This window comes from Rothia sp. SCPM-O-B-18226 (M350), from assembly GCF_058213595.1.
Genome location: NZ_JBYQJS010000002.1, coordinates 261,472 through 285,616 on the forward strand (window position 1 = coordinate 261,472; position 24,145 = coordinate 285,616).

Sequence of the window (24,145 nt, forward strand, 5' to 3'; positions counted from 1 at the left end):
GCGGGGCGCGTTCGCTCTAAGCTACACACCGTTCAATTTACGCTGAAACTCTATGCACGGCAGTGGAACGCGGTAGCATAGGTAACAGATTATCCGAGGGTGCCGCACCCGTTGCGGCGCCGCGTACGAGTACCAAAATCAGAAAGGTCGCACCGCATGCGCGCACTCGTTTGCCCCGGTCAGGGATCCCAGAAGAAGGGCTTTCTGAGCCCCTGGCTTGAGATTGAAGGGGTGCGCGAGCACCTGGAACGACTCTCCGAGGCTGCAGGTATCGACCTGATCCACTACGGCACCGAAGCCGAAGAGGAAACCATCAAGGACACCGCCATTGCCCAGCCCCTCATCGTGGCAGCGGGTATCGTGACCGGTCGCCTCGCGCTCAAGGATCTCGAGGGTGAAGAGCTCGTCTTCGCCGGACACTCCGTCGGTGAAATCACCGCCGCCGCCCTGGCCGGCGTGCTCAGCGAGGAAGACGCCATGCGCTTCGTGCGCGTGCGCGCCAACGGCATGGCGGAGGCCGCCGCAGCCTCCCCGACCGGCATGGCCGCAGTCCTCGGCGGCGTTGAGGACACCGTTCGCGAGGCCATCGCCGCCGCAGGCCTGGTTGCCGCAAACTCCAACGGTGGCGGCCAGATTGTTGCCGCAGGCCCCATCCCCGCCATCGAGGAATTTGCCGCCAACCCGCCGGCCCGCACCCGCGTGATTCCTCTGAAGGTGGCCGGCGCGTTCCACACCGAGGCCATGGCACCGGCCGTCCCCGCCCTCAAGGAATTTGCGGACTCCCTCAAGGTCTCCGACCCGAGCTCGCCGCTTCTGACCAACCGTGACGGCTCCGTCGTCACCTCGGGTGAAGAGTTCGTGCAGACTCTGGTTTCGCAGGTCACCAGCCCCGTGCGCTGGGACCTGTGCATGGCAACCCTGCTCGACCGTAACGTCGAGGGCATTATCGAGGTGGCCCCCGCCGGCACCCTCATCGGCCTGGCCAAGCGCGCCATGCGCGGCGTCCCCGGCACCGCCATCAACACTCCCGAGGACCTCGACGCTCTCAAGGCCTAAGTCGGGCACCGACTCAGCTTCACCCCATAGACAGCAGCCCGCAGCCTGCGAGCCGCAACAGTATAAAGGATTGAATACGTGACTACCCTCAAGCAGTACGAGATCAACCGCTACTCCCGCATCCTCGGCTACGGTGCCGCCCGCGGCGATGTCATCGTCCCCAACGATGACATCGTCGAGGCCATCGACTCCTCCGATGAGTGGATTCGCCAGCGCACCGGCATCATTACTCGTCACCGCGCCAGCGAGAACCAGTCCGTCACCGACCTCGCCATCGGCGCCGCAAAGGACGCCCTGCAGTCCTCCGGCGTATCCGGCGAAGATATCGAAGCGGTCATCATCTCGACCATTTCGCACCCCTACGCAACTCCCTCCCTGGCCACCATCGTCGCCGATGCCATCGGCTCCAAGTGCCCCGCCTACGACATCTCCGCAGCCTGCGCGGGCTTCTGCTACGGCATCGCCCAGGCGGACGCGCTCGTGCGCGCCGGTACCGCCAAGAACGTCCTCGTAATCGGCGTTGAAAAGCTGTCGAACTTCATCGATAACACCGAGCGTTCCATCTCCTTCCTGCTCGGTGACGGCGCGGGCGCCGCAGTTGTCGGCGTCTCTGACGAGCCCGGCATCGCCCCCACCGTATGGGGTTCGGACGGCTCCCGCTGGGGCACCGTCGGCATGACCCACTCCCTCCTGGACATCCGCAACCGCGACTTCATTGCAAACCCCGTGCAGGAAGGCGAAAAGATCTGGCCCACCCTGCGCCAGGACGGACCCTCCGTCTTCCGCTGGGCCGTCTGGGAGATGGCCAAGGTCGCCAAGAAGGCCCTTGAAGAAGCCGGCATCACCCCCGACGAGCTCGGTGCCCTCATCCCGCACCAGGCTAACGCCCGCATCATCGACCAGATGGTCAAGACCCTCAAGCTTCCCGACACCGTCGCCGTTGCGCGCGACATCGTCGATGCCGGCAACACCTCCGCCGCATCCGTGCCGCTGGCAGCTCACCGACTGCTCAAGGAAAACCCGGAGCTTTCCGGTAAGTTCGCCCTGCAGATTGGCTTTGGCGCGGGTCTTGCCTTCGCAGCTCAGGTCGTCGTTCTTCCGTAACGGCCCCGAGCCGGATCCACACGGATCCCCACACACTCCGAGTTGTCACATGCGTTCACAGCGCATACACGATAAACTCGGTAATGCACGCGTACCCCCGTCCGGTGGGTGCGACGACCATCGAAATAACAAAAGGAGCCCCTGAATGGCTAACAAGGAAGAGATCCTCGCAGGTCTGGCAGAGATCGTTAACGAAGAGACCGGCGTTGAGGTTGAGGACGTTCAGCTGGACAAGTCCTTCACCGAGGACCTGGACATCGACTCCATCTCGATGATGACCATCGTCGTGAACGCCGAAGAGAAGTTCGAAGTTACCATCCCCGACGAAGAGGTCAAGAACCTCAAGACCGTTGGCGACGCAGTCGACTTCATCGCAAACGCAGCCTAAGCTGTAACGCGACCGACGCGGCGCGGGCTCTCACCGGTCCGCGCCGCATCACCATACCCCCACTGCATACCCCCGGCCCCGCGAACGTGCCCGCGCACCGAAGCTTCCCGGGGACCACAGGTTTTTATCCACACACCACCGGATAGACCACCCACAAAACCACCCAAGAGAAAGTGCCACAATGTCTCGAAAAGTGCTGGTGACCGGCCTCGGCGCAACCACCCCCATCGGCGGCGACGTCCCCACCACCTGGGCAAACGCCACCAAGGGCGTTTCCGGTGTCTCCACGATTGATCAGCCCTGGGTTCAGGACTACGACCTGCCGGTCTACATCGCCGGTCAGCTTGCCGTTGAACCCCTCGAATCCGGCCGCCTCACCAAGGTCGAAGCCAAGCGCCTCGATCCTTCGGGACAGCTCGCCCTCATCGCAGCTCGCGAGGCGTGGGAAGACGCAGGTTTCTCCGGCCCCGACGCTGAATCTGCCGAGGAAGTCGATCCCCTTCGCACCGGTGTCGCCTTCGGTACCGGTATCGGCGGTGTGTGGACCCTCCTGGACGCCTGGGATACCCTCCGCGAAAAGGGTCCCCGCCGCGTCCTGCCCATGACCGTGCCGATGCTCATGCCCAACGGCAACGCAGCCGCGGTTTCCATGAACCTCAAGGCACGCGCGGCAGCCCAGACCGTTGTCTCGGCTTGCGCATCCTCCACCGAGGCCATGCAGATTGGCGCCGAGATGATTCGTAGCGGCAAGGCCGATGTGGTTATCGTTGGTGGCTCCGAGGCTGCCATCCACCCGCTGCCCATGGCGGCATTCGCCAAGATGCAGGCGCTCTCTTCCCGTAACGATGAGCCCGAGAAGGCATCGCGTCCCTACGACGTCGACCGCGACGGCTTCGTCATGGGTGAAGGTGCAGCGGCCCTCATCCTCGAGTCCGAAGAGCACGCCAAGGCTCGCGGCGCACGCGTCTACGCAGAGCTCGCCGGTACCGGCGTCTCCGCAGACTCCTACCACATCACCGCGCCCGACCCCGCAGCGCTCGGCGCAACTCGCGCGCTGCGCGAAGCCCTCGAAGATGGCAACATCGACCCCAAGACCGTGGTGCATATTAACGCCCACGCAACCAGCACCCCCGCCGGTGACCTCCCCGAAGCAACCGCGATCCACGAAACCTTCGGCGAGCACACCAAGGACATTGCTGTCTCCGCAACCAAGTCGATGACCGGCCACCTGCTCGGTGGCGCTGGCGCTCTCGAGGCCGTGCTGACCGTTCTCGCGCTGCACCACCGCACTGCGCCCTGCACCATCAACCTTGACAACAAGGACCCGCAGATTGACCTGAATGTTGTCACCGAGGCTCGTGAACTGCCCGCCGGTGAGGTCGTCGCCATCTCGAACTCCTTCGGTTTCGGCGGTCACAACGCTGTCGTGGCATTCCGCTCGGTCGAAGACTAAGCATCTTGGGGCTTTCTAGCTCCAGATAGACGTAACGCTCCCTCAGCTACCGTGTGTAGCGGGGGAGCGTTGCGTTTTGGGAGGGGCTGCTGGGGTGTCTCTTATCTGCCCGGGCAGCCATTTAGAGCTTCAGTGTCGCGTGTCGAAATCGCACGAATCAGTCTGCGTCATATTTCCCGCGGATACCGCGTTCAACGTCTCAACAGCACAACCTACCGGTATCCTATAGGTAAGTTATTCACCAAAACACATCACATATAGCAGTTTCAGCACCAGGGTATCCAAAACCCCATCGGACTATACACTCGAGAGCAGTATGGCTAAACACCTGAACCGGGCCGCGCCCTCCTCCACTACCTCAAACATCAGCGATCAAGCGTTGACCCCCGACGAGCCCCGCGTCTCAAAAAAGAATACGGGAACGGCTCGGTCTACCCTCCCGGTAACGGCTGGTTCCGCGGATGCTCGCCCTACTCATCGGTTGCCCGCATACCGTACCTGGGTCCCGGCGCTGCTGATCTGGATTCTTTCCTGCGCGGTTCACTTCGGCATCTTTGCTCTCTCCCTCACCCGAGACCTGCAGCATCCCATGAGCAAGGTCAACCGGAACCTCGACTACCTGTCTTACCTGAACATTTGGGACGCTCTCTTCTACGAGCGCATCCACAAACACGGCTACCCCCAGGAGTTGCCCTTCCTTCCCGACGGAACGGTAAACCACAACACCTGGGCGTTCATGCCCCTGCAGCCGATGCTCAGCGGTGGGGTATCCAATGTTTTCGGTATTGACTACCGCCTGGCGTCGGTTCTGGTGACTCTTGTGGCCGGGTGCGCGTTGTCCCTCGTGCTCTACCGCCTTTTCGTGGGTTCCCTGAACTGGAGCGCCCGGGGCGTCTTCGACGCCCGCCCGCAGGCGGGGGATGAATCCCGCAACCGCCTGGCGCTGTGGGCCCTGGCCGTGTACGCCCTGAGCCCCGCAAGCCCAATCTTTGTCACCGGTTACGCCGAAGCCCTCTCGACCCTGTTCCTGGCCCTGTGCGCGTGGTGCGTGGTGCGTAACCGCTACCTTCTGCTGCTCCCCGTGGCCCTTTGCGCGGCCCTGTCCCGGCCGGTGGGTGTGCCGCTGGGTGCCTTCGTGGGTCTGTGGTGGCTCTGGTGCACGGTTGCCGACTACCGCGACCGCACCGGCGGCATCCTGCGGCTATCGCTCTCGGATGCGTGGGCTGCGTTCCGCGGCCGCCTCGGCCAGCTTCTGAGCGCCCTGGTGGTGTGCTCCTTTGCCTTCGTGCACCCTCTGCACGCCGCCCTCCGCACCGGACGCCCCGATGCGTACCTCGCGACGGAACTGGGATGGAGCGGTCGCAAGCCTGAAGAGGGACACCTCATCTTTATCCAGTGGGTCAAGCAATGGGACGAATACCTTGGCGGATCCCTTCCCTGGGAAATCGTGGCGCTATTCTTCGTGGCGCTCATCCTGGGCTTCTACTGGTGGATTTCGCTCAAGGGCAATCGTTCCCTGCTACACCCCGCACTGTGGCTGTGGACGGCCTGCTACGCCGGATACCTCTTCATCTTCTGGCTCCCCATTACCTCCACGCCTCGTATCATCCTGCCGATGTTTACCCTCTCCCTGCTGGTGGCCTCCTATCTGCCCAAGAGTCGCGTCTACCGCCCGGGGCTGGTCCTTCTCGGGGTGCTGGCCTCCGCTGCGTGGGTCCACATGTTCTGGGGAGGCCCGGATACCATTAGGAACATTTGGTTTATCCCCTAGAAATCTATCCCGAGAAATTTATCCCCGAGAAAGCGGGCACTCCACGGACTAGGTGCTGGGAGCGCGCGCACCGACCCGTACTCGCGGGGGAGTTAGGCTTCCGTGGGTTGGTTGTTTGAGAGTGCATACCGGACGCCGCTCGCGGGGGAGTGCCCCCTCTGCGGCGCCTTAACCTTCAAAGAACCCAGCCGCTTTGAGGAGGGAACCCCGTCGCGTGTCCGGTACGCCCTCTAGGTCGCCTACCCCTCGGTGAGGTTGATATAGGGGTTGTCTGTGGTTGGGTTTCAGAGGTAGCACACCTAATTTGGGTTGAATAAGGGGTTGTTCTGTCGTTAGGTTGCGCTGTCGGTTTACCTGGGTGCGTGGTTACTAAACGTTTCACAGGTTAAAAACGGGTGGCGTATCCGCTCCGGCACTGCAGATACGCCACCCAAACACACCACACTCCACAAGACAATGCAGAGCGCGCGGGAATAAACCATCCCGCAAGGTTCCCGCGTTCCCTGCCTCGCACCACGGTAGGCGTAGACAGAGAAGACGGGAGTATGCGACCTTCGGGGCGAGGTGCCCGTCCGGAAGATTTATAGAAGCTCCCATACCGGTTCCATCAGGTAGGAATCGGAGTGGTCGCTCCTTCCGATGGTGAAGCATTCCCGTGCGGAGTGAAGACCACAATGGCAGGAGTCAACATCTTGCAGGAAACGCTCGGAGGAGTCCGAAAATAATCGATGCCCTCATGGAACCGGATGATCGGTGATGGGAGCTCCTGTAGATAGAATAACCTTAAAGCGCACCTAAAGTAAACCTTCAACCAATAATTTAACCTTATTGTTATAATTCCTAGTCATCGCGTTATTGATAGTCGTTCAACACCCTCTGGGGGTTGCATAACTAGACTCCCGGAACTTTGGTCCGTTTGACGCTCTTCATCGTTATTAAATCGTGATAAATTCCATGACGCTGATGTCTAAAAGAGCCTCGGATCGCGCGCGGTCAATCGTCACGGAGCGTCAAAAAACGTCATTTTGTCACGTAATTTATTCCGGCGGCGAGAAAATATGCGCCCCGCCCGCGCTGTGGCATAATCAGAAGCGTCATCGTGCTCCGGGGTCGGTGAAATTCCGAACCGGCGGTCACAGCCCGCGAACCGTTTCGCCCGCATCGAGCAGACTCGCGTCCACCGCCCGACTATTTACGGCGGCGAACCACCGAGCACCCGAGCAGGCAGACGGCCGAACCGGTGAAAATCCGGTGCCGACAGTACAGTCTGGATGGAAGGTAGCACGAGCAGAAAACGGCAGGTCCCGCCCCTCACGGAGGTGTCTGCGACCCCACCGGCGGTACAACGCGGTGGGGGTCGTGTTCGACGTTTCGTCGTGGTATCCCGAAGGGCCCGCGGATCCTGCCCACACACCGGAGCCGGTGCATCCACCCCGTGATGCGCCCGGAATCGATGGGTTCTGTTCCTCTCCCCGGAGCCACCGCAGATGCGCACACAGCGCATCCGGAATACGTCCACACACGAGAGGAAAGAATCATGGACATTCTGCGGTGGCTCTTCGACGCACAGATCCACGTGGGGGATCAATCCCTCCTCGTGCGCGAAGTCCTCGGCAACGCATTCGGCCTGGCATCGGCGCTGGGTGGCATGCGACGCAAAGTATGGGCATGGCCCGTTGGAATCCTCGGCAATCTGCTGCTCCTCACCGTCTTTTTGGGTACCCTCGTCGGTAGCCCCCACCCCGTGACCATGCTCGGCCAGGCGGGCCGCCAGGTCATGTTTATCGCCGTGTCCATCTGGGGTTGGTACCGTTGGCGCGCAACCCGAGCCTCCGGCGGTAACGCGAGCGCGGGTGCCGCCGTCATCCCGCAGTGGGCAACGAACACCGAACGCGCAGGCCTGGTTGTCGCTATGGTCGCCGGAACCCTGCTGCTCACCCCCGTCTTCCGCGCCCTCGGCTCCTACGAGCCGGTCTGGTCCGACGCCTGGATCTTCACCGGCTCCCTGCTCGCCACCTACGGCATGGCGCGCGGTTGGGTTGAATTCTGGCTCATCTGGGTGGCCGTCGACCTGGTTGGCGTACCGCTGCTGTGGAGCGCAGGCTACTACGCGACCTCCCTCATGTACGTGTTCTACGGATGCTTCACCCTGGTCGGCTTCTTCGTCTGGTGGCGCACCCGTAACCTGGAGGTGCAGAAGGCCCGCGTGCAGACCCAGTTCCCGGACGTGACCGTGGACGTTGCGGACCTGGCTTCCGCGGACTCCGTGGCGGAGTGCGAGGTCGCCACCAAGAGCAACACCGCGCAGAATGTAGCTTCGCAGAACGTAGCATCGTAGAAAGAGGCGTAAGCGAGATGACCACCACCGATTCTCAGCACGAGGCCCAGGGCCCGGCGAGTACCCTGCCCGAGCGTATTGGCGCCGTGCACGAGCGACCCATTCCCAAAGACACGGGCTACCTGCCCGCGACCACGCCCTCGACTGTGCCGCTGCCGCACAACGAACTGGACTACTCCGCTGCCGAGTACGGGCACCTCACCGGCGTACCCGTCGCCCGCACCCTGAACCTGCCGGGCCCCGAGCAGGCCCTCAGCCATGATGAGGCGATGAGCCTGGCCCTCGACGCCGCCCGCCAGGGTATTCGCGGCGCAAACCCGCTCGTCGGAGCCGTCATCACCGACAGTGAGGGACACCTGCTGCACGTGGGCTACCACCGAGGCGCAGGCACCCCGCACGCCGAGGCCGACGCACTCGCAGCCGCCCGCGCCGCCGGAACCGACCTCACCGGCGCCCGCATGTACGTGAGCCTGGAACCCTGCAACCACACCGGACGTACCGGTCCCTGCTCCCACGCCGTCGTCGAGGCGGGCATCGGCGAACTCTACTACGCCTACAGCGACGACACCGAAAACGCCGCAGGAGGCGCCGCCTACCTGCGCTCGCGGGGCGTCACCGTGCACGCCATGGAGGAGTTCGCGAACGCATCCTACCTGCTGAACGAGCGCTGGTTCATTGCCGCCGCCGAACGCCGCCCCTTCGTGACCGCCAAGAGTGCCTCCACGCTCGACGGGTTTATCGCGGCGGCCGACGGCACGAGCAAGTGGATTACCGGCCCCGCCGCCCGCGCTGACGGGCACCTGATCCGCCACCGCGCCGACGCCGTCATGATTGGCACCCGAACCACCCTCATGGACGACCCGACCCTGGATTCCCGCGATGCCGACAGCAAGCGCTTCGAGAAGCAGCCGCTGCGCGTGGTCATGGGCAAGACCGAGATTACGGACAACTACCGGATTCGCGGCCTCAACCCGCCCGAAGGTGTTGAGGCGGACCCGCAGAACTTCCTGCAGGTCTTCACCCACGACCCGCGCGAACTGCTCGATGAGCTTTACGACCGCGGTGTGCGGCACCTCATGATTGAGGGCGGCCCCGGCATGGTTGGCCTCTTCGCCGGTGAAGACCTCATCGACGAGATGGTCTGGTACCGCGCCCCCATCATCATGGGCCGCGGCAAAAGCGCCGTGTATCGCCTGCTCGTGGACACCCTCGCGCAGGCGCCGCGCCTGCAACTGGACGACCTGGGAATGTTCCCGGCGGTGCGCGTGCTCGGCAATGACACCGCGACGCACCTGGTGCCAGCACCTCGCGGAACGGCACAGGAACCGGGTGAGCGGCGCACCCTGCCGAAGCTGGACGCCTGCCGCGCGCCCGAACCGCGGCTGGATTAGCCCCCGTACGTGCCGGGCAAATCGGGCCCGGTAGAACTGCGTCGGTAGCTTCACTGAACGCTACCGGGTTCGCATACTGGCACGTCCCGCATCCGACTACAGGGAATATTCGAAAAATACGTATAGTTATACGTAGAGCAAACCATCGCCGCCCGTCACCCTCAACGACGACAACCGGCGGATACGGCGAGAAAAGGAAAACACATGTTTACCGGAATTATTGGCGCCCTCGGCACCGTAGAATCCATCACCCCCATCGAAGGCAGCGACGCAGCCTACCTGACCCTCAACGCCGGTGACATCGTCGCCGACCTCGACCACGGCGGCTCCCTCGCCGTCAACGGTGTATGCCTCACCGCTATCGACCTCGACCAGCTGCAGCCCGGCCAGTTTCGCGCCTACGCCATGGGTGAGACTCTGCGCCGCACCAACCTCGGCGACCTGAACCCCGGCGACACCGTCAACCTGGAGCGTTGCCTGCCCGCCGGTGGCCGCTTCGACGGTCACGTCGTGCAGGGTCACGTGGATGCGGTCGGTACCCTCGCCTCCGTCACCGCGCACGAGGCATGGAGCACCCTGCGTTTCAACCTGCCCGCCGAGCTGGCACCCCTGCTGGCGGAGAAGGGCTCCATCGCTGTGTCCGGCGTGTCCCTGACCGTCACCGCCGTTTCTGCCCCCGGTGAGAGCCCCGCGTGGTTTGAGGTCGGCCTGATTCCCGAAACCCTGAAGGCAACCAACCTCGGCACGCTCAAGGTCGGCGGCAGCGTGAACCTTGAGACCGATGCGCTCGCCAAGTACGTGCAGCGCCTGACCGCCTTCGCCGGCGCACCTCAGACTGCTTCTGAGCAGGTTGCGCCCCGCCGCGCCGACGCCGCAAGCGTGCTCGACGGCGTGCAGACCGCGGTGGACGCCATCGCCGCCGGTCGCGCCGTGGTCGTGGTGGACGACGAGGACCGCGAGAACGAGGGCGACATTATCTTTGCCGCCGAGCACGCAACCCCCGAGCTGATGGGCTTCATGATTCGCTACACCTCCGGCGTGGTGTGCGCCCCCATGAGTAACAAGCGCGCCGACGAGATGAAGCTGCCGCCCATGGTCACCAACAACGAGGATCCCAAGGGCACCGCCTACACCGTCTCCTGCGATGCGGCCTCCGGCGTGAGCACCGGCATCTCTGCGGCGGACCGCGCACGCACCGTGCAGATTCTTGCCGATGCCTCCTCCAGTCCGGCGGATATTACCCGCCCCGGCCACATCTTCCCGCTGCGCGCCGTTGACGGCGGCGTGGCTCAGCGCCCCGGTCACACCGAGGCCGCCGTGGAGCTCTCCCGCGCGGCGGGCCTATCCGGCGTGGGCGTCATCGCCGAGGTCGTGCACGACGACGGCTCCATGATGCGTTTTGATGCCCTGCGCGCCTTCGCAACCGAGCACAACCTGCCTATGATTTCCATTGAGGACCTCATCAAGTACGTGGCACAGAACGCTCCGACCGGGGAGAACGCATGAGCGGCGCGATGAACGCGGCCGAGCAGGTGACCGCGAAGGCGACGGGCCCCGAGAGCCTGAGCACCGAGTCCCGCGCTACGGCCGCGCGTCTCGCGGAAAGCTACCGAGTCAGCCCCCTCGACATGGTGCCCAACCCCAGCCCGCTGCTGGTCGAAAGCACCGAGGAGGTTGCCGTTCCCACCCCGAACGGCCTCTTCGGTCTGCGCGCCTGGCGTTTCGCGGACGGCGCCGAGCACCTCAGCGCCCGGGCCCTCGACCGCGACGGCAACCCCGTACCCTACGAGGGCGGGGGAGTGCCCGCCGTGCGCATCCACTCCGAGTGTGCGACCGGCGATATCTTCGGCTCCTTCCGTTGCGATTGCGGACCCCAGCTGGAGAACGGCCTGCGCATTATCGGCCGCGCCGGCGGGTACCTCGTCTACGTGCGCAACCACGAGGGGCGCGGCATCGGCTTGGTTAACAAGCTTCGCGCCTACGCCCTGCAGGATGCCGGGCTCGACACCCTCGACGCGAATCTCGCCCTCGGCCTGGACGGCGACATGCGCGACTACTCGCAGGCGGCACTGATTCTGCAGGAGCTCGGCGTGCACGAAATGCGTCTGGTCACCAATAACCCCGCCAAGCAGGAGGCCCTCGAAGGCCTCGGCTTGCGCGTGATCGAGCTGATCCCGGACGAGATTCCCGCCCGAGTCGAGAACGCCCACTACCTGCACACCAAGCGGGAACGCATGCGTCACCTGCTTGAGCGTGCCTAACCCGGCCGGCCAGCAACCCGGCGAACCCCGGAAAACAGACACCCCACTATTTCAAATCAACCCACCAAAAGGAGAACACCATGAGCGGCGTCGGCGCAGCAGACACCTCCCTCAACCCCGAAGACTACAAGGGCTTCAAGCTCGCCATTATCGCGGCCAGCTGGCACACCCGAGTCATGGACGGCCTGATCGACGGCGCGCAGCGCGCCGCCCGCGACGCCGGCCTTGAACCCACCCTCGTGCGCGTTCCGGGCACCTTTGAGCTGCCCGTCGCCGCAACTCGCCTCGCCGATAAGTTCGACGCCATCGTCGCGCTCGGCGTCGTGATTCGCGGCGGCACCCCGCACTTCGAGTACGTCTGCCAGGGCGCAACCGGCGGCCTGACCGACGTTTCCGTGCTGACCGGCCGCCCCATCGGCTTCGGCGTGCTCACCTGCGATAACGAGGAGCAGGCCCTGGACCGTGCCGGCCTGGAAGGCTCCAACGAAGACAAGGGCTACGAGGCGACCGCCGCCGCACTGCAGACCGCGGCAACCCTCAAGAACCTCGCATAACGGCACGTCCACCCCGTAGCGGGGCCGCCCTCGGCGGCTTCACGGCGTTCGCGGATTGGTGCCTCCGGACCCCTTGAGGTTCGGAGGCGCCGGCCCGCATCGTCCTTGCCGTGGGCCAACACGAATCAACACCCGCGGGTAGACTGAACACAGAACCCGCCACCTACCCTGACGCATCGCGGCATCACCGGCGTCACCCCACCCCAAAGGAGTACAGTAATGCAGGATTTGGGCACCATCACCCCCTCGCGCGAAGAATTCCGCGCCCGTGCAGCCGGAACCCGCGTGATTCCCGTCCACATTAAAATCCTCGCCGACTCGCTCACCCCCATCGGCATCTACCGTTCCCTCGTACTCCAGGACGACCAGGGTGCGCCCGTCGAGGCGGCCCACGGCACCTTCCTGCTCGAATCCGCCACGATTTCCTCCGAGGGTGAGTCCGCTTCGTGGGCACGTTACTCCTTCATCGGTGCGTCTTCCCGCTCGACCCTCACCACCGTTGACGGTGCCGTCCACTGGCAGGGCCGCACCCCCGCCGGCGCACCCGTCGACGGCGACCCCGTGGAGGCCATCGCCAAGACCCTGCAGATGCTTTACACCGAGCCCGACCCGAGCCTGCCGCCGCTCACCTCCGGCCTGGTCGGCTACCTCGGCTGGGATGTCGTCCGCCACTGGGAGAACCTGCCCAACCCGCCCGCCGACGACGTGAAGCTGCCCGAGTTCGCGCTCAACATGGTCTCCGACATGGCCATTCACGACAACCAGGACGGCACCGTCCTGCTCGTCGCCAACGCCATTAACTTCAACGGCACCAGCGAAAACGTCGACGGTGCCTACGACGATGCCGTCGCGCGCCTGCACAGTATGCTCCGTCGCCTGCAGTGCGGCGCCGCGGCCACGACCTCCATTCTCTCGGGCGTGGACGAGGTCAACCGCAAGGTTCGCGAGGACGTCACCCTCACCTGGAGCGACCAGGATTTCAAGGACATCATCGCGCGTTCCAAGAAGAACATCATCGATGGCGACGTCTTCCAGCTCGTGCTCTCGCGCCGCTTTGAGGCGCAGACCGACGCCCGCCCCCTCGACGTGTACCGCGTGCTGCGCCAGTCCAACCCCTCGCCGTACATGTACCTCTTCAACTTCGACGACGCTGAGGGAACTCCGTTCCACATTGTCGGCTCCTCCCCGGAGGCGCTCGTTACCCTCAAGCACGGCATCGCCAGCACCCACCCCATCGCCGGTTCCCGCCCGCGCGGCGCAACCCGCGAGGAAGACGTGGCCCTGGCCGAGGAGCTGCTCGCCGACGAAAAGGAACGCTCCGAACACCTCATGCTCGTCGACCTGGCACGCAACGACCTCTCGCGCATCGCCAAGCCCGGCACCGTCTCGGTTGACCAGTTCATGATCATTGAGCGTTTTAGCCACATTATGCACATTTCCTCCGCCGTCAGCGCCGAACTCGACCCGCAGTTCAGCGCCTACGACGTGCTGCGCGTCGCCTTCCCCGCCGGTACCCTCTCCGGCGCGCCCAAGCCTCGCGCGATGCAGCTCATCGACGAATACGAACCCACCCGCCGCGGCGTCTACGGCGGCGTGTGCGGCTACTTCGACTTTGCCGGCAACATGGACATGGCAATCGCCATCCGCACCGCCGTGCTCAAGGAAGGCACCGCCTACGTTCAGGCCGGTGCGGGCCTCGTGATGGACTCCAACCCCGATTCCGAAGCCCTCGAAACCGTCAACAAGTCCGCCGCTCCGTTGCGCGCCGTGCTGACCGCCTCCGGCCTGGCACCGCTGGACGCGGACGCGGCCGTCAACGCCGTCCAGTAACCCAAGGAGACACCATGAGCACCGTTCTCGACGACATCATCGTTGGCGTCCGCGAAGACCTCGCCGCCCGCGTACAGCAGGTTCCCCTCGAGGAGATGAAGAAGCGAGCCCTCGCCGCCGCACCCGCCCGTGACGCGCTCGCCTCCCTGCGCGGTGAGGTACCCGGTGGTGGCAACGGCTCGACCGCACGCATTATCTCCGAGGTGAAGCGCTCCTCACCCTCCAAGGGCGCCCTCGGCGAAATCCCCGACCCCGCCGCACTCGCCGCACACTACGAGGCAGGTGGCGCCGCAGCAATCTCCGTGCTCACCGAACAGCGCCGCTTCAAGGGCTCCCTCGCAGACCTTGACGCTGTGCGCGCCGCGGTGAACATCCCCGTGCTTCGCAAGGACTTCACCGTCGACGAGTACCAGATTTGGGAGGCCCGCGCGCACGGCGCCGACCTGGTGCTGCTCATCGTCGCGGCCCTCGACGAGAAGACCCTGCGCGAGTTCCTGGAACTCACCGAGTCGCTCGGCATGAACGCCCTCGTCGAGACCCACACCCCCGAAGAAATCGAGGTCGCCCAGCGCATCGGCGCCAAGATCGTGGGCATCAACGTGCGTAACCTCAAGACCCTTGAGGTCAATAACGAGCACTACGCATCCCTTGCCGCGCACCTGCCCGACTCGGTGATTAAGGTTGCTGAGTCCGGTGTCGCCGGCATCGAGGATGTGCGCGCCTACGCCGGTGCCGGTGCGGATGCGATCCTCATCGGTGAAGCGCTGGTTCGTTCCGGCGACCCCGAAGGTACCGTGCGCGAATTCTCCAAGGTGCCTGTGACCCGTTAGAGTTCCGTGGGTTAGGGTTTGAGAGGTTGTACCGGACGCCGCTTGCGGGGGAGTGCCCCCTCATCGGTGCCTGAGGCACCTCGAGGACGGAGCCCCCGCTTCGCGTGTCCGGTACGCCCTCTAGGTCGCCTATCCCTCGGTGAGGTTGATATAGGGGTTGGTACGGGGTTTCCTTCTCGGGTTAGCTTGCCTTGAGCTGGGGATATATAGGTGGCTTGGTCTGGGGTCGGGCGTTGCTGCCAACTCACCTCTCACACACATAAAGCCGGTGCCTGCTTCGCAGCAGGCACCGGCTTTTTACTTATTAGAGAGCTTTTAGCGGCCCGTGTAGTCGGCGTCCGCAATATCCTTCGGCCAACGCGCCTTCTGGAACGGAGCCCACGTGAAGGCCGCCGCCACCAGCAGCAAGCCGCTCAACACAAACGCCGGGACGAAGCCCCACGCATCCGCGATGAGACCGGCCACCAGCGGGCCCAGAATCATGCCGAAATCGCTGCACATCTGGTACACCGCCAACACCTGGCCGCCACTGCGGCGGGTGCCAATCACATCAGAAACCGCGGCCTGAATCGACGGGCCCATAAACGCCGCACCAATACCCAGGCACGCCGTCAACGAGACAAACACCCAGGCCACAGGCGCGAAGCCCATGAAAGTCACCGCAGAGCCCGAAAGCAGTAGACCGGAGAAGGCCATGACGCGGCGGCCGAAACGGTCCGAGAAACGGCCCGAGAACGTCTGCGTCAGCGCGTTACCCAGCGAGTTCGTCGCCATCGCCAACGAGGCCAGCAGAGTACCTGCCACGGCGTTCGACATGTCGCCGCCGGTCGCCAAATATGCCGCGGCCAGCGGAATAATCGAGGACTGCACGCCGAACACCGACCAGCCAATCGCCCAATTCGAAACCAGGGCGGAGCGGTAATTCGTGAACTTCAACGCGTCACGAACCGTCATCGCCGGCAGGTTGCTCCTACCCGAGGCGGCCTCGGGGTGGGCGGCCTTGTCGGAGGCGTCAGCCTGTGCCTCGGCAGGAGGGATAGCCTGGGCGGGGGAATTAGCTTCAGTCTCAGAGCGCTCGGCGCTGCCAGAAGTGGGGGAGGGAGCCTCCGACGGCAGAGTCCCGGTGCCCTTACGCTCAGCCAGCCGCGCCGCCTCGGCAATCGCATCACGCTCGGCCTCCAGGGTCGCCTGCGACGGCATCAAGAACCACACAATCAGGCCCGCCACCAGCAGCGAAAAACCGTACACGATAAACGGTGCGCGCAGACCAAATGGAGCCAGGGCGCTCGCAATGACCGGGCCAAGCAGGTTGCCCAGCAGGAAGGCCGTCGCGTAATAACCGGAAATGCGGCCGCGCATATGGGGAGGGGAGAGACGCACCAGCAGACCCATCGCGGAGACCGTGAACATGACCGAGCCAATACCGGCCGCCGCGCGTGCGGCCAATAGCACCCAGTAATCCCAGGCGAAGGCAATCATAAACGAGGTCACGGACACAATCAGCATGCCGATCGTGTACACCGGGCGCTCACCGAAACGGGTAATAATCTTGCCCGCCGTCGGTGCAAACAGCAGACGCGTAATCGCCAGCGCAGAAACCACCATCGTCGCCATAGTGACCGTTGCGTTAAAATTCTGCGCGTAATTCGGCAGCACCGGCGCGACCAGGCCGAAACCTACCGCAATCATGAACGAGGCAACGATTAGAACCTTCAGACCGGTCGGCACGCGGTTTGGGTTGATTGTGCGTGGATCAAAAACGGGCGGTGTTGTGGCAGGGTTCCTCATGCGCATCCTCGTGTGTGTGGGCTGATGCAGCCGCGGGGCCCCACCCCTAAACACCGGCTGCGCTCAGCTAGAAAACTTCAATAGTGTCCAGTCTACTCCGGGCCGGGCCGGGTACGCGCGTCAACTAGACCGACGAAACCTCCCAAGCCGGTAAGCTAGTAGTGTGAATGAAACGATGATAATCTGTGCGATTGTGCTGGGCGTACTGGTGATTGCCGGTGTGCTTTTCGCCGTTCTGCGCCGACCCAAGAAGACCGCGAACCTGCAGTCTTTGCGCCAGGAGGCGGCCGCCGCCTCCGGAGAGTCGGCACCGGAAGCTGATAGCTCGGCACCTCGCTCCATTGAAATTGAGATGCCCGACCCCTCCGCGGGTCGCCTGGTTCGTCTGCGTGCCCGCCTGGCCCGCTCGAACAACATGCTCGGTCAGGGCCTGCTTTCCCTGCTGTCTCGCGACCGCATCGACCAGGATGTGTGGGACGAGGTTGAGGAGACCCTGCTGCTGGCTGACCTGGGTTCCGAGCCGACCACCCGCCTGGTTGAGGCCCTGCAGAAGCGCGTGCGCGTCGAGGGCACGAATAACCCCGCCGCCGTGAAGAAGATGCTTCGCGAGGAGCTTGTGAAGATTGTCGGCCCCGACATGGACCGCGAGCTGAAGACCTCCGGTAGCGACGGCAACCCCGGCGTGGTGCTGGTCGTTGGCGTGAACGGCGTGGGTAAGACCACGACCGTCGGCAAGATTGCCCGCGTGATGGTTGCGGACGGTCAGTCCCTGATTCTGGGCGCCGCCGATACCTTCCGCGCCGCCGCGTCGGAGCAGCTGACCACCTGGGGTGACCGCGTGGGCGTGAAGACGGTGCGTTCCGAGAAGGAAGGCGCCGACCCCGCTTCGGTCGCCTTTGATGCGGTTAAGACCGGCAAGGAGGAAGGCGTCGACACCGTGCTCGTGGATACCGCGGGCCGCCTGCAGAACAAGGCCGGCCTGATGGATCAGCTCGGTAAGATCAAGCGTGTGATTGAGAAGGAAGCCCCCGTGACCGAGGTGCTCCTGGTCATCGACGCGACGACCGGCCAGAACGGCATGATCCAGGCGAAGGTCTTTGGCGAGATCGTGGACGTGACCGGTATTGTGCTGACTAAGCTCGACGGCACCGCGAAGGGCGGTATCGTCGTGGCCATTCAGGAGGAGCTGGGCGTTCCCGTCAAGCTCATCGGCCTGGGCGAGGGCCCGGACGACCTGGCACCGTTCGACCCGGAAGCATTCGTGGACGCGCTGCTGGACTAACATTCGCTGCCTCTACGCCTTTACGCCGAGAAGCCACATGTGTTCAAACACATGTGGCTTCTCGCGGTTAATGCGGTTAATGACGACGGGCAGCACACGATGCGAGGCTCTGGGATATTCTGAAATCAGAAGATGCTCCGGGCCCTCAACCGAGCATCGCACACCGTACAACCCAATTCACCCCGAACCTCAGCGAAGGAACCACCATGGCAGCAACCCTCCCCGGAACCCTCCCCAGCGCCAACTACCAGCCCGCCTACCGTTCCAACGGCGCCTGTGACGACCTCGCCGAACTCGTTGCACCGTACAGCCTTTCGCGCGCCCAGCTGGCTGAGGCTACCGGAATCGCCGATGAGGCTACCGTGAACGGCTGGGTTGAGCAGTGCTGCCCCGACCTCGCCGCGGACGCGCCCGCGCCCCTCGAGCCCGTGCTGCGCTACCTGGACGAAACCTATCTGCCCGACCCCGCCAACTGGCCCGGCACCAACCCCTACGACGAGTTCATCCTCGAGAACATTGCCGCCCGCATGCTCGCCCGCGTTGTTGCTGACACCTTCGGCGCCGACCGTTCGGGTAACTACCGTGAACTTCTCGCACTCGTTGCAACCCTTGTGCTGATTGCCCGCTGCTGGGCTGGCACCGATGAGGCTTTCCTGACCCTGCTCAACGCCGAGCCCACCGCGGAGGCAGGCGAATACCTGCAGGAGGCTATCGCGAACGCCCCCGAGTCCCTGTACCCGCTCCTGACCGAGCTTCTGCTACCCGCCCTGCGCGAGGCGCGCGGCACCTTCACCGCCGACGAGGCACGCCTGCTGACCGGCTACGCTCTTGCCGCCGGATACTACGCGGGTGAGCACCCCTACGAGACTCTGAGCGGCATCCACATTGCGTTTGCCGCGGATGACCGCGCCCTGCCCGATGCCGACCTGATTCGCCGTGTTGAGGACGTCCTCAAGGCTAACTTTTCCGCCGCCCGAGTAGGAGCCGATGCTAGCGCTACGGAGGCTAACCCGGAGCCGCGCAACTTCGTCCTGCCCGGCAACCAGGACGGCTACGAAACCGCCGCGCACCTGGTCGCCGTCCTGCCCCAGGCGCACGACGTTATCGCCTTCAGCACCCGGCCCGGCGAAGGAACCAGCGCGCTCGCTGAGGACCCCCGCGCCGCCTTCACCCTGTACCTGTGCTACCTGATGCTCGGCGACGATGAGTCTTCGGAGGAGCGCGCCGCGGAGCTCTACCGAGCCAGTCGCGGGGAGTAGAGCTAGGTTTTTGCGTCCTTAGATATTCTGGCCCAGCAGATACCCTGCCTGGTGCCCCTGCCTGCCGCCTGTCGCGGCCGCTAACGCCTAACGTCTAGCCGGCAGACGCTAAGAAGCCACATGTGTTGCGAACACATGTGGCTTCTTGCGATTATCTGTGGTGGGTGTGGCGTTGTTTGATTATTCTCAATGCCGAGGCTTTACACGGCGACGGGTTCTTCGGCGCGTACCGCATGGTAGGTGGCATCGCTGACCGTCACACCGTACTGGCGCGAAGCGAGCTTGAGGATTTCCTCCACCGTGTAAATACGGAACACGCCGCCGTCGGTGGTCTGCGCGTACTCGCGCAGCAGCTGGCGGTTGGCGAGCTGACGAATCGGTTTGCCGCTGGCAGCCGCGGCGCGCACCTCAGCGCTATTGCGCAACCACAGGTCGCGCACCCCGGCGGTCACGAAAACGCAGTCGGTACCCTTCACCCGGGTTGAAGCCTCGGCGAGGCACTGGGTCCACAGCGCAAAATCGGCGTCAAAATTGGCGCTGGGCAGAAGCGGGTGGCCCTGTTCCGCGGCCTCTGCGAGCTGCTGATTGTAGCGTTCCGGGCTGGGGGCCGCGCCCACGCGTCCGGTGAAGAGGCGGTTCAGTCGCGGCAGAATCGTGTCATCTTCGCGGCGGGCCACGTTGATGGAACCGGTGTCGGTGGTGGGCTCGAGAATCCTCATAATCTGGGCGATGGAGTGGTCCAGCTGGTGGGTGACGGAGCGCAGGGCACTCCAGGGCGAGCCCTTCTCTTCGGGGAGAGTCTCTTTGAAGGAGGCGAGGGCCGAGCGAACACGGTCGGCGGCGGCCGGTACGGGGGAGGCGCCGTCTAGGGCCGCCCAGAATTCCTTGAGTGCCTGGTGGGGGAGAAATGCGTGGCCGCGCAGCTGCGAGAAAGCACGGATGATTTCGTCGCTGGTGCGAGTGGGGTACTGGTAGAGACTGGCCAGTGCGGTGGAGTCAAAGATGACGAGGATTCCGGGGTGAATCGATGATAGAGTGGCGCGATCGAGTTCCTTGTACTCAACGAAGTCGGAGTACAGGGTTCGCGTTTGTCGGGTGATTGACATGTGTCCCCTCCGGGTATGCGGGTATGGTCGGTCAAATGCGAGTGCCGGAGAAGTCGAGGAGAATAATCCATTCCAGTTTATCGACCTCCGGGTGCAGGTGAGGGACTTTCTGGACAAATATTTGGTTTATTACTTGCGTACCTGTCGCAGACGGGTGTTATCGCAGGTCAGGGCCTTCTGGGGAAGACTGCGAACACCTGTGAGATGGGCCGCGTGGGGTGCATTTGAGCAGGTGTGCAGGCCTGTCGCTGTCGCAGGTTTCGGCCTCGCTCTTCTGGCCATCGGAGGAAATATCACAGACCGTCCCATGAGGGTCTATTGGAAGTATAAAACAAAATATGCAATTCAGTGCAAAATGTGGACGTTGTGTTACATCTCTACAGGTCACGCCCACAGGACACACGGCAGAACCCGGGTGGTAGTAGATGAACTTTTGTCTACTCCTGTAGACTTGAGGTGATTGAAATTTAATAAAGGAGATAGAGTAATGTCAGAGTTGACCACTCAGAACCAGGCGGAGGAGCAGGCTCCGGCTCGCACCGTTGTCGTGGCAGAAGACGAGGCACTGATTCGCCTCGATATTGTCGAAATTCTGAAGGACCAGGGTTTCGATGTTGTCGCCGAGACCGATAACGGTAAGACCGCCGTCGAGCTCGCACAGAAGCACCGCCCCGACCTGGTTCTTATGGACGTCAAGATGCCGATTATGGACGGCATCACCGCTGCGGAGGAGATCGCGAAGGAACAGATCGCCCCCGTGGTCCTGCTGACTGCCTTCAGTCAGAAGGAACTCGTGGACCGCGCCGTGGACGCGGGCGCTATGGCATACGTCGTCAAGCCCTTCACCCCCAACGACCTGATCCCGGCCATCGAGGTGGCCATGAGCCGCTACGAGCAGATTCGTGCGCTCGAGAAGGAAGTGGGCACCATCCGCGACCAGTTCGAGACCCGCAAGCTGGTGGACCGCGCCAAGTCCCTGCTCATCACCAAGATGAACCTGACCGAGCCGGAAGCATTCCGCTGGATTCAGAAGACCTCCATGGACCGTCGACTGTCCATGCGCGAGGTGTCTGACACCATCATCAAGCAGCTCTCCGCTTAGCGGTTCTCATCTCGCAACTCATCGCAGAGCGATTCGGCGTACGACTTTCGCGATGTGCGAGATAACCAGGCACGAATACGTGTCAGCACCCCTTTGACCGTGCTTTTGAAGACTTCTCAACCGACGAGAAACCAGCTCGAAAGTGCACGCACGACAGGCTAAAGAGATAGGCAAACATTCGGATTTGCCGACACACACGCAAAGCATTAACAAGCGCCCCGCCCCTTACGAAGAAGCTGAGGGACGGGGCGCTTGCGTTGCCTATGACGGATTGCGCTTATGAGTCGCGGCGGGCGATTAGCGCAGGTAACGGTTGAGCTCGTCGTCGGAATCCTGCGGGCCGTTGAGCGGACGCGCGGTGGGCGAACCTGCCCAGAGCATGCCAATGGTGCCCAGCATGACGCCGAGCCACCAGAAGGATCCCGGGTTGTTAATCGCGGTCACCAGGCACACCAGCATCACGCCGATGGCGATGGGCAGAATAATGCGCTTGGCGCGCACAATCTTGGGGTAGCGCTTGAAATAGGGGGTGCGCTCGCGGGCCATGGTCGTCCTTTCGTCGGGGTCGTTCCCTCTACCTTAGCTTAGGCCTTGTTAGCTTAGGCCTTGGGGCGGGGAATGAGCATGTTCGTGATGCGCGCGGTGCAGGTGGTGCGGCCGCGCTCATCCACAATGTCGATGGTGTGGATGCACAGCGTACGTCCCAGCTTGACGGCGGTGCAGGTCGCGGTGACCACACCGGATACCGCCGGACGCACGTGGGTTGCGTTGATGTCAACACCCACGGCCACGAGGTCTTCGCCTCCGTGCACGCCGGATGCGAGCGAACCGAGGGTCTCGGCGAGCACAACGTTCGCGCCGCCGTGCAGCAGGCCGATAGGCTGGGTGTTGCCGGCAACCGGCATGGTGGCGACGGCGCGCTCGGCGGTCAGCTCCTTGAACTTGATGCCCATGGAGGGGATAAGCTCGCCCATGCCGCGGGGGAAATAGGAGTGCAGGTGCTCGGGAACGCCGGTCTCAATCAGCTGTGCTTTGATCTGTTCGGGGGTGAGTGTGGTGGGTGCCGCCGCCCGGACGGGTGCGTGCTGCGTGTTGTTTTCAGTCATGATTTCCAGTGTACTCCGCGGTTAGAGTGCCTTTGACGCGATGGTCGGTTTCTTGGCTAGCTTCCGGGTACGGGTCAGCCCCGCCTCCCGAACGGGGGAGACGGGGCTGAAAACGTTATGCAAGCGGGGGATGGCTAGGCGGAGATGGCCTCTGCCTTTTCGATGTCCTCGTCACGGATTTCCTTATCGGGGTTCGTGCCGCTTGCCTTAGAAATGTGCTCGGTCAGGGTTGCGATGGTCGCGTCACCGGTCACGTTGGTTGCGGTGCCCAAGGAATCCTGAGCCAGGTACAGAGCAATCATCAGGGCAATCATGGATTCGTCAAAACCGAGCATGGACTGCAGCAGACCGATTGCGGTCATCACGCCACCGCCGGGAACGCCGGGGGCGGCAACCATCATCACACCGAGCACCAGAATCATGGGGATCAGGCTACCGAAGTCGGGGTGCTGACCGGTCATGAACAGCACAGCCACCGAGCAGGAGGTAATGGTAATCATGGAGCCGGAGAGGTGAATGGTCGCGCACAGCGGAATCGCGAAGTCCACCACGCGGGGGGAGATGCCGGCCTTCTTTGCCGAACGCACGGTCACCGGGATGGTCGCAGCCGAAGACTGGGTACCGATTGCGGTGAAGTATGCGGGCAGCATGGTCTTGAGCATCTTGAAGGGGTTGCGGTGAGAGACTGCGCCAGCCACCGAGTACTGCAGGGTCAAGGTAATCCAGTGCAGAGCAAAAATCATGAGGAAGACAAAGATGAAGACCGTGAGAATCTTTGCCACCTGACCGGCGAGGGTCATGTTTGCGAACACACCCAAAATGTGCACGGGCAGCAGGGGGATAATCACGTAGCTGAGCATCTTCTCAACGATGACCTGGAAGTCCTCAAAGAGGTTCAGCATCGCACGGGTCTTCAAAGCGGTAATGCCCAGGCCCAGGATGAAGGAGAGAATTAGTGCGCTGAGCACGCCCATAATCGGGGTCAGCTCGAAGGAGACGTAACCCTTGGACAGTGCATTCTCGGGGTTATCGAAGGAGGCGAGCTGCTGGCCCTTCAGGATGATGGGGTAGAGCAGCAGTGCGCTGGCCAGTGCCAGGAAACCAGCAAGGATGCTGGAGAGGTACGCCAGACCCACGGTGATGCCGAGCATCTTGCCCGCACCCTGCGCGAGGGAACCAATGCCGGGCACGATGAAGCCGATAATAATCAGCGGAATCGCGAAGCTCAGGAAGGCGCTGAATACGGTGGAGAAGGAGACGAAGAGCTGCACAATGAGGTCGGTGGGGATGGCCGCGCCGGTTGCGTCATTGATGCCGCTAATCATTCCGGGGGTGAAGAGACCGATGAGCACACCCGCGCCAATTGCGATGACAATCCACAGGATCAGGGGGATTTTTTTGAGTACCTTCATGGGTTCCTAAATGAGGGTTCGTTGTGTGTTAAGCGCGGGATGTGCCCTCACAGTCCGATGAATCCTGCCGGTGAATTCTGGGTAGAGTTCTGCCTATGAATACACGGGGTGTGG

At 63.2% G+C, this 24,145-nt stretch carries 20 protein-coding genes and 1 riboswitch; of the genes, 15 read left to right on the forward strand and 5 right to left on the reverse strand.

Annotation, left to right across the window (positions count from 1 at the left end):
• Positions 1-156 precede the first annotated feature (156 nt).
• The 12 genes from AC3E6W_RS05130 (at position 157) to trpC (ending at position 14,976) form a co-directional block, all read left to right on the forward strand.
• Positions 157-1,056, forward strand: coding sequence for an ACP S-malonyltransferase (locus AC3E6W_RS05130; RefSeq protein ID WP_070825456.1), 900 nt, complete (start codon positions 157-159; stop codon positions 1,054-1,056).
• A 78-nt stretch (positions 1,057-1,134) separates the two neighbouring features.
• Complete coding sequence (locus tag AC3E6W_RS05135) at positions 1,135-2,160, forward strand: beta-ketoacyl-ACP synthase III (RefSeq protein ID WP_490652492.1); 1,026 nt, start codon at positions 1,135-1,137, stop codon at positions 2,158-2,160.
• A gap of 145 nt (positions 2,161-2,305) precedes the next feature.
• Entirely contained in the window at positions 2,306-2,548 is a 243-nt protein-coding gene (locus AC3E6W_RS05140) for an acyl carrier protein (RefSeq protein WP_049334085.1), read from the forward strand.
• Between the two features lie 181 nt (positions 2,549-2,729).
• Complete coding sequence (fabF, locus tag AC3E6W_RS05145; protein WP_490652493.1) at positions 2,730-4,001, forward strand: beta-ketoacyl-ACP synthase II; 1,272 nt, start codon at positions 2,730-2,732, stop codon at positions 3,999-4,001.
• Positions 4,002-4,590: 589 nt separating this feature from the next.
• The gene (locus tag AC3E6W_RS05150; protein WP_490652494.1) at positions 4,591-5,772 is read left to right on the forward strand and encodes a hypothetical protein; all 1,182 of its coding nucleotides are present in this window, start codon (positions 4,591-4,593) and stop codon (positions 5,770-5,772) included.
• Positions 5,773-6,867: 1,095 nt separating this feature from the next.
• A riboswitch (FMN riboswitch) is annotated at positions 6,868-7,061 on the forward strand.
• Between the two features lie 248 nt (positions 7,062-7,309).
• Positions 7,310-8,110: a nicotinamide riboside transporter PnuC gene (gene pnuC / locus AC3E6W_RS05155; protein ID WP_239663098.1), complete on the forward strand. Its 801-nt coding sequence runs from the start codon at positions 7,310-7,312 to the stop codon at positions 8,108-8,110.
• A 17-nt stretch (positions 8,111-8,127) separates the two neighbouring features.
• Positions 8,128-9,501, forward strand: a complete 1,374-nt coding sequence (gene ribD, locus AC3E6W_RS05160) for a bifunctional diaminohydroxyphosphoribosylaminopyrimidine deaminase/5-amino-6-(5-phosphoribosylamino)uracil reductase RibD (RefSeq protein ID WP_490652495.1) — start codon at positions 8,128-8,130, stop codon at positions 9,499-9,501.
• A 204-nt stretch (positions 9,502-9,705) separates the two neighbouring features.
• Positions 9,706-11,007 (forward strand): 3,4-dihydroxy-2-butanone-4-phosphate synthase, encoded by a 1,302-nt coding sequence (gene ribB / locus AC3E6W_RS05165; RefSeq protein ID WP_490652496.1) that lies wholly within the window; start codon positions 9,706-9,708, stop codon positions 11,005-11,007.
• A complete protein-coding gene (locus AC3E6W_RS05170; RefSeq protein WP_490652497.1) occupies positions 11,004-11,762 on the forward strand; it encodes a GTP cyclohydrolase II in 759 nt (252 codons plus the stop codon). Before ribB ends, AC3E6W_RS05170 begins: the two co-directional genes overlap by 4 nt.
• Before the next feature lie 80 nt (positions 11,763-11,842).
• The gene (ribH, locus tag AC3E6W_RS05175; protein WP_070681671.1) at positions 11,843-12,316 is read left to right on the forward strand and encodes a 6,7-dimethyl-8-ribityllumazine synthase; all 474 of its coding nucleotides are present in this window, start codon (positions 11,843-11,845) and stop codon (positions 12,314-12,316) included.
• 219 nt (positions 12,317-12,535) lie between these two features.
• A complete protein-coding gene (locus AC3E6W_RS05180; RefSeq protein WP_490652498.1) occupies positions 12,536-14,146 on the forward strand; it encodes an anthranilate synthase component I in 1,611 nt (536 codons plus the stop codon).
• 14 nt (positions 14,147-14,160) lie between these two features.
• Positions 14,161-14,976 carry an indole-3-glycerol phosphate synthase TrpC gene (trpC, locus tag AC3E6W_RS05185; protein ID WP_314507327.1) on the forward strand — a complete coding sequence of 272 codons (816 nt, stop codon included), beginning with the start codon at positions 14,161-14,163 and terminating at the stop codon, positions 14,974-14,976.
• 315 nt (positions 14,977-15,291) lie between these two features.
• Here trpC and AC3E6W_RS05190 read toward each other — a convergent pair whose 3' ends face one another.
• Positions 15,292-16,764, reverse strand: coding sequence for an MFS transporter (locus AC3E6W_RS05190; RefSeq protein ID WP_490652499.1), 1,473 nt, complete (start codon positions 16,762-16,764; stop codon positions 15,292-15,294).
• A 175-nt stretch (positions 16,765-16,939) separates the two neighbouring features.
• Here AC3E6W_RS05190 and ftsY point away from each other — a divergent pair, with 175 nt between their 5' ends.
• Entirely contained in the window at positions 16,940-18,046 is a 1,107-nt protein-coding gene (gene ftsY, locus AC3E6W_RS05195) for a signal recognition particle-docking protein FtsY (RefSeq protein WP_490652500.1), read from the forward strand.
• Between the two features lie 206 nt (positions 18,047-18,252).
• Positions 18,253-19,305 (forward strand): glycosyltransferase, encoded by a 1,053-nt coding sequence (locus AC3E6W_RS05200; protein ID WP_490652501.1) that lies wholly within the window; start codon positions 18,253-18,255, stop codon positions 19,303-19,305.
• Positions 19,306-19,505: 200 nt separating this feature from the next.
• Here AC3E6W_RS05200 and AC3E6W_RS05205 read toward each other — a convergent pair whose 3' ends face one another.
• Entirely contained in the window at positions 19,506-20,411 is a 906-nt protein-coding gene (locus tag AC3E6W_RS05205; protein WP_049342753.1) for a PIN-like domain-containing protein, read from the reverse strand.
• A gap of 487 nt (positions 20,412-20,898) precedes the next feature.
• Between AC3E6W_RS05205 and AC3E6W_RS05210 the strand changes: the two genes are divergently transcribed.
• Positions 20,899-21,513: an ANTAR domain-containing response regulator gene (locus tag AC3E6W_RS05210; RefSeq protein ID WP_049334095.1), complete on the forward strand. Its 615-nt coding sequence runs from the start codon at positions 20,899-20,901 to the stop codon at positions 21,511-21,513.
• 297 nt (positions 21,514-21,810) lie between these two features.
• On the opposite strand, the gene AC3E6W_RS05215 is transcribed toward AC3E6W_RS05210, so the two are convergent.
• From AC3E6W_RS05215 to AC3E6W_RS05225, 3 genes are all read right to left on the reverse strand, one after another.
• Positions 21,811-22,059: a hypothetical protein gene (locus AC3E6W_RS05215; RefSeq protein ID WP_049334096.1), complete on the reverse strand. Its 249-nt coding sequence runs from the start codon at positions 22,057-22,059 to the stop codon at positions 21,811-21,813.
• 53 nt (positions 22,060-22,112) lie between these two features.
• A complete protein-coding gene (locus AC3E6W_RS05220; RefSeq protein ID WP_294618488.1) occupies positions 22,113-22,619 on the reverse strand; it encodes a PaaI family thioesterase in 507 nt (168 codons plus the stop codon).
• Positions 22,620-22,753: 134 nt separating this feature from the next.
• Entirely contained in the window at positions 22,754-24,031 is a 1,278-nt protein-coding gene (locus AC3E6W_RS05225; RefSeq protein WP_490652502.1) for a dicarboxylate/amino acid:cation symporter, read from the reverse strand.
• Between the last annotated feature and the right edge of the window lie 114 nt (positions 24,032-24,145).

What these genes read in the sequence shown, in the direction of transcription:
- AC3E6W_RS05150 (WP_490652494.1), top strand. Translation starts at nt 4,591, where the DNA reads ATGAGCAAGGTCAACCGGAACCTCGACTACCTGTCTTACCTGAACATT.
- fabF (WP_490652493.1), top strand. Translation starts at nt 2,730, where the DNA reads ATGTCTCGAAAAGTGCTGGTGACCGGCCTCGGCGCAACCACCCCCATC.
- trpC (WP_314507327.1), top strand. Translation starts at nt 14,161, where the DNA reads ATGAGCACCGTTCTCGACGACATCATCGTTGGCGTCCGCGAAGACCTC.
- ribD (WP_490652495.1), top strand. Translation starts at nt 8,128, where the DNA reads ATGACCACCACCGATTCTCAGCACGAGGCCCAGGGCCCGGCGAGTACC.
- AC3E6W_RS05220 (WP_294618488.1), bottom strand. Translation starts at nt 22,619, where the DNA reads ATGACTGAAAACAACACGCAGCACGCACCCGTCCGGGCGGCGGCACCC.
- AC3E6W_RS05205 (WP_049342753.1), bottom strand. Translation starts at nt 20,411, where the DNA reads ATGTCAATCACCCGACAAACGCGAACCCTGTACTCCGACTTCGTTGAG.
- ribH (WP_070681671.1), top strand. Translation starts at nt 11,843, where the DNA reads ATGAGCGGCGTCGGCGCAGCAGACACCTCCCTCAACCCCGAAGACTAC.
- AC3E6W_RS05190 (WP_490652499.1), bottom strand. Translation starts at nt 16,764, where the DNA reads ATGAGGAACCCTGCCACAACACCGCCCGTTTTTGATCCACGCACAATC.
- ftsY (WP_490652500.1), top strand. Translation starts at nt 16,940, where the DNA reads ATGATAATCTGTGCGATTGTGCTGGGCGTACTGGTGATTGCCGGTGTG.
- AC3E6W_RS05140 (WP_049334085.1), top strand. Translation starts at nt 2,306, where the DNA reads ATGGCTAACAAGGAAGAGATCCTCGCAGGTCTGGCAGAGATCGTTAAC.
- AC3E6W_RS05180 (WP_490652498.1), top strand. Translation starts at nt 12,536, where the DNA reads ATGCAGGATTTGGGCACCATCACCCCCTCGCGCGAAGAATTCCGCGCC.
- AC3E6W_RS05225 (WP_490652502.1), bottom strand. Translation starts at nt 24,031, where the DNA reads ATGAAGGTACTCAAAAAAATCCCCCTGATCCTGTGGATTGTCATCGCA.
- AC3E6W_RS05130 (WP_070825456.1), top strand. Translation starts at nt 157, where the DNA reads ATGCGCGCACTCGTTTGCCCCGGTCAGGGATCCCAGAAGAAGGGCTTT.
- pnuC (WP_239663098.1), top strand. Translation starts at nt 7,310, where the DNA reads ATGGACATTCTGCGGTGGCTCTTCGACGCACAGATCCACGTGGGGGAT.
- ribB (WP_490652496.1), top strand. Translation starts at nt 9,706, where the DNA reads ATGTTTACCGGAATTATTGGCGCCCTCGGCACCGTAGAATCCATCACC.
- AC3E6W_RS05215 (WP_049334096.1), bottom strand. Translation starts at nt 22,059, where the DNA reads ATGGCCCGCGAGCGCACCCCCTATTTCAAGCGCTACCCCAAGATTGTG.
- AC3E6W_RS05200 (WP_490652501.1), top strand. Translation starts at nt 18,253, where the DNA reads ATGGCAGCAACCCTCCCCGGAACCCTCCCCAGCGCCAACTACCAGCCC.
- AC3E6W_RS05170 (WP_490652497.1), top strand. Translation starts at nt 11,004, where the DNA reads ATGAGCGGCGCGATGAACGCGGCCGAGCAGGTGACCGCGAAGGCGACG.
- AC3E6W_RS05210 (WP_049334095.1), top strand. Translation starts at nt 20,899, where the DNA reads ATGTCAGAGTTGACCACTCAGAACCAGGCGGAGGAGCAGGCTCCGGCT.